The 3,841-nt window shown below is 59.7% G+C and carries 3 protein-coding genes and 2 pseudogenes; 4 read left to right on the top strand and 1 reads right to left on the bottom strand.

The window, feature by feature from the left end; all coding sequences use genetic code 11:
* The 3 genes and pseudogenes from ODQ19_RS27835 to ODQ19_RS27845 all read left to right on the top strand — a co-directional run.
* Positions 1-160 (top strand): annotated as a pseudogene (locus tag ODQ19_RS27835) (ribonucleotide-diphosphate reductase subunit beta); the annotation flags it as partial.
* 66 nt (positions 161-226) lie between these two features.
* Positions 227-445, top strand: a pseudogene (locus tag ODQ19_RS27840) (HNH endonuclease); the annotation flags it as partial.
* A 27-nt stretch (positions 446-472) separates the two neighbouring features.
* Positions 473-1,120 carry an HAD-IB family hydrolase gene (locus tag ODQ19_RS27845; protein ID WP_032895626.1) on the top strand — a complete coding sequence of 216 codons (648 nt, stop codon included), beginning with the start codon at positions 473-475 and terminating at the stop codon, positions 1,118-1,120.
* Positions 1,121-1,212: 92 nt separating this feature from the next.
* On the opposite strand, the gene ODQ19_RS27850 is transcribed toward ODQ19_RS27845, so the two are convergent.
* Complete coding sequence (locus ODQ19_RS27850; RefSeq protein WP_330211821.1) at positions 1,213-2,172, bottom strand: LysR family transcriptional regulator; 960 nt, start codon at positions 2,170-2,172, stop codon at positions 1,213-1,215.
* 193 nt (positions 2,173-2,365) lie between these two features.
* Here ODQ19_RS27850 and argH point away from each other — a divergent pair, with 193 nt between their 5' ends.
* On the top strand, positions 2,366-3,793 hold the full coding sequence (gene argH, locus ODQ19_RS27855) for an argininosuccinate lyase (RefSeq protein ID WP_330211822.1): 1,428 nt from the start codon (positions 2,366-2,368) through the stop codon (positions 3,791-3,793).
* Positions 3,794-3,841 lie beyond the last annotated feature (48 nt).

Genomic DNA, 3,841 nt, shown 5'->3' on the forward strand with positions numbered 1-3,841 from the left:
TAACCGTCGCCTGTCGCAGATCGGCTTGAAGGAAGAGTACCCAGGCACCACCAACCCGTTCCCGTGGATGAGCGAGATCATGGACTTGAAGAAAGAGAAAAACTTCTTCGAAACCCGAGTGATCGAGTACCAGACCGGCGGCGCGCTGAGCTGGGATTGATCCGGACTAAGCACTAAAGGAAGCCCTGGCATGTTCAGGGCTTTTTTTCGTCGGTAAAAAAGGAATTTGCCATTTCTTGAAGTACATCACCTCGAGCACCTGGCCCGGAAGGGTTCGGATCGCACCCCCAATGCTGTAGCCTTGTGCCCCAATTGCCATCAGCGTTGTCACAGGTCAAGTGCTCGGGAAGCTCTAACCGAAGAGCTTTACGCCAAGATCGGAAGATTGGCACGGGAGCAGACTCCTGCTGTCACAGCTGATGCCCGCTTAAAAACTATTAGATAGGACCGAGGCCAACCCGTGAACCCAGACATGCTCGAAGCCGGCCCCGCAGACGCCAAAGTACTTTCCGTCTTTGACTTCGACGGCACCCTCACCCACCACGACAGTTTCGTGCCCTTCCTCAAGTTTGCCTTTGGCACCGGTGAGTTTTATGGCCGGATGGTCAAGCTGGCGGTGCCGGGGCTGCGGTTTTTGGTGCGGCAGATCAGCCGGGATGAGTTGAAGGCGCAGTTGATTCGCACCTTTATGACCGGGGTGGAGAAGGCTTGGGTTGAGCAGCAAGCGCAGGAATATTGCCAGGCGCGCTGGAGCAAGCTGATGCGACCGAGCGGGTTGCAGTCGGTGGCGGATGAGGTGAAATCCGGGGCGGTGGTGACGCTGTGTTCGGCGTCGCCGGCGTTGGTATTGCAGCCGTTTGCCGATCGGCTTGGCATCCGCTTGATCGGTACTGAGCTTGAGGTGGTGGATGGGGTGCTGACCGGCAAACTCACCGGGAATAATTGCCGTTGTGAGAACAAGGTGCTGCGGCTTGAGGCGGTGTATGGGGACCTGGGGGAGTATCGGCTCAGGGCCTGGGGCGATACGCGTGGGGATCGGGAGTTGCTGGCGGCGGCGCAGGATGCGCATTTTCGGCACTTTCATGCGAAGAAGAAAAAGCGCGCTCGGTTGCAGCGGTGATGCGGGTGGGTGGGGTTGGCGGGTGAACCGAGGCGATCCCATCGCAGCCTCGCTGGGGCTCGACAGCTCCCACATTTGAGCTTTGTTGAGGCTTAGGCCTGCGTCTTCAGGTCTACACCCAGTGCTGTTGCGAAGGCTTTTACCATCGGGCTTCTCGGCGCGTTGTGGCGCAGGATCAGGTTGAAGGCGGTGCTCAGGTGAACCTGCTCTGGGCACAGTGCGCGCAGGCGCCCTTCCCTTACCAGTGGCGTGGCGTAGTGTTCTGGCAGAAAGCCCAGGAAGCGGCCGGTGAGTATCAGGATGGCAACGGCTTCCACTTGTGAAGCCGAGGCGGACTGGCTGTCGTGGTTGACGAAGTTGGCTTTGTCGCGATGGATCGCATACCGATGGTTCACCACCTCGTATTGGCGAAGGGTGTCGGGGGTGATGTCGCTTGCAGTGAACAGCGGATGCCCTACGGCGCAGTAGGCGTGGGCCTTTTCTTCGTAGAGCAGGAAGTAGTCGAATTCTTCACGGCGTTGGTACACCGGGACGATGCCGGCTACCAGGCGCCCCTCCACTACGCCGCGCTCAACTTCGTCCAATTGCGAGGCGTGTAGGCGCAATCTTATTTTTGGCGATTGGCGATGTAAGTTGCCCAGGGCGGTAATCAGTGGGGAATTAACGTCGGAGACGGTGTTATCGATAACGCCCACACTCAGGTCGCCGATGAGTTCATTCTGCGCCGAACTAAGCTTGTCGCGAAAACTGTCCACCGAGGTAAATAATTCGATGGATGCCTGATACACCAACTTGCCTTCTTCGGTCAGCCCGAACCCTTCGCGGCCCCGTGTGCACAGGCGCATGCCGATGCGAATCTCGAGGTCGGAGATCTGTTTACTGATGGCCGCCAGGCCCACGTTCAGCTCGTTTTGCGCAGCACTGAAGCCACCGGCTTCGACCACGGCCATAAATACCCGCAATAATTTAAAGTCCAGCCCGCTCAGTTGCAGCGGCGCTCGTGTGCCGGGTTTTGGCGGCAGGTTTCCAGAAGTGGAAAGTGGGGTTTCCATAATGCGCGTTGACCTCGAGTGCCATATTCAACAGGCTTGAACCCAATCCTTGAACATAGCCAGGCGGCGATAATGAACATAAACATGCGCCCTTGGCAACCTTGAATACGGCGCGTCAGATGCCGGTTCTACACCGATAAACTTGTGTTGAAACTGCCTCCGACTCTTCTAAAAACAAGCGTGAGGAATACCCATGTCCCAGCCCACCGACCGCCTTTGGGGCGCTCGTTTCAAGACCGGTCCGTCTGCGGCGTTGGCCGCCTTGTCGCGTTGCCCTGAGCGTTATTTTCGCCTCACGCCCTACGACCTGGCCGGCTCCCGCGCCCATGCCCGTGAGTTGCAGCGCGCCGGTTTGCTGGATGAGTCGGAAACCCTGCGCACCCTCGAAGCCCTGGACCGTATCGGTGAGGATTTCGCCGCCGATCGCCTGCATCCCACCCTGGATGACGAGGACGTGCACACCTTTATCGAACGCGTATTGACCGAGCGCCTCGGTGCCCTGGGCGGCAAGTTGCGCGCCGGACGCTCGCGCAATGACCAGACGGCCAATGATCTGCGCCTGTTCCTGCGCGACCATGCGCGCACCATCGCCACTGAAGTGTTGGGCCTGCAGCAGGCGTTGGTTGAACAGGCCGAGCAACATGTGGAAAGCATCTGCCCGGGCTTCACCCATTTGCAGCAGGCGCAACCCATTGTGTTCGCCCATCACTTGCTGGCTCACGCGCAGTCGATGCTGCGCGATGTGCAGCGCCTGGTGGATTGGGATGCGCGTACGGCGCTGTCGCCATTGGGCGCGGCCGCCATGGCAGGTTCGGCGATAGCGCGTCAGCCGGAGCACTCGGCCAAGGAAATGGGCTACACCGGGCCATGCGAAAACTCCATCGACGCTGTCGCCAGCCGTGACCATGTGGCGGAGTTCCTGTTTGTGGCGGGCATGCTCGGGGTGAACATTTCGCGATTGTCGGAGGAGTTTTGCCTGTGGTCGTCGCGCCAGTTTCGCTGGGTGGTACTGGACGATGCCTACGCCACCGGCAGTTCGATCATGCCGCAGAAAAAGAACCCGGACATTGCCGAACTGGCGCGGGGCAAGGCCGGGCGTTTGATCGGCAACCTGACCGGGCTGATGTCGACGCTCAAGTCGTTGCCGCTGTCGTACAACCGAGATTTGAGTGAAGACAAGCACAGCGTGTTGGACAGTGTGGACACCTTGCTGCTGGTGTTGCCGGCGATGGCCGGGATGGTGGCGACCATGAAGGTGCAGGTCGACGAGCTGCGGCGTCAGGCGCCGATGGGTTTTACCTTGGCGACGGAGGTGGCGGATTGGTTGGCAACGCGTGGCGTGCCATTCAAGGAGGCCCATGAGATTACCGGCGCGTTGGTACAGGCCTGTGAGAAACATGAAATTGAGTTGTGGGAAGCCTCACCGGCGATGTTGGCGGAGGTGGATGGGCGGCTCACCCCGGACGTGCGTGATTGCCTGACCCTGGAGGCGGCGATTGCGGCGCGCAGTGGGTGGGGTGGGACGGCGCCGGAGCGGGTGAAGGAGCAGATTGGGCGGTTGAAGACTGCTTTGGCTGAACAGCAGAAGTGGGCTGAGAGTTATCAGGGGTTTCGGATTTAAGCCTTGGTAGGTGTGGTGAGCTCACCGGCGCTTTCGCAGGCAAGCCAC

It is taken from the genome of Pseudomonas sp. AM4(2022), from assembly GCF_036346515.1.
In the GTDB taxonomy this organism is placed as follows: domain Bacteria; phylum Pseudomonadota; class Gammaproteobacteria; order Pseudomonadales; family Pseudomonadaceae; genus Aquipseudomonas; species Aquipseudomonas paracarnis.

What these genes read in the sequence shown, in the direction of transcription:
- ODQ19_RS27845 (WP_032895626.1), top strand. Translation starts at nt 473, where the DNA reads ATGCTCGAAGCCGGCCCCGCAGACGCCAAAGTACTTTCCGTCTTTGAC.
- ODQ19_RS27850 (WP_330211821.1), bottom strand. Translation starts at nt 2,172, where the DNA reads ATGGAAACCCCACTTTCCACTTCTGGAAACCTGCCGCCAAAACCCGGC.
- argH (WP_330211822.1), top strand. Translation starts at nt 2,366, where the DNA reads ATGTCCCAGCCCACCGACCGCCTTTGGGGCGCTCGTTTCAAGACCGGT.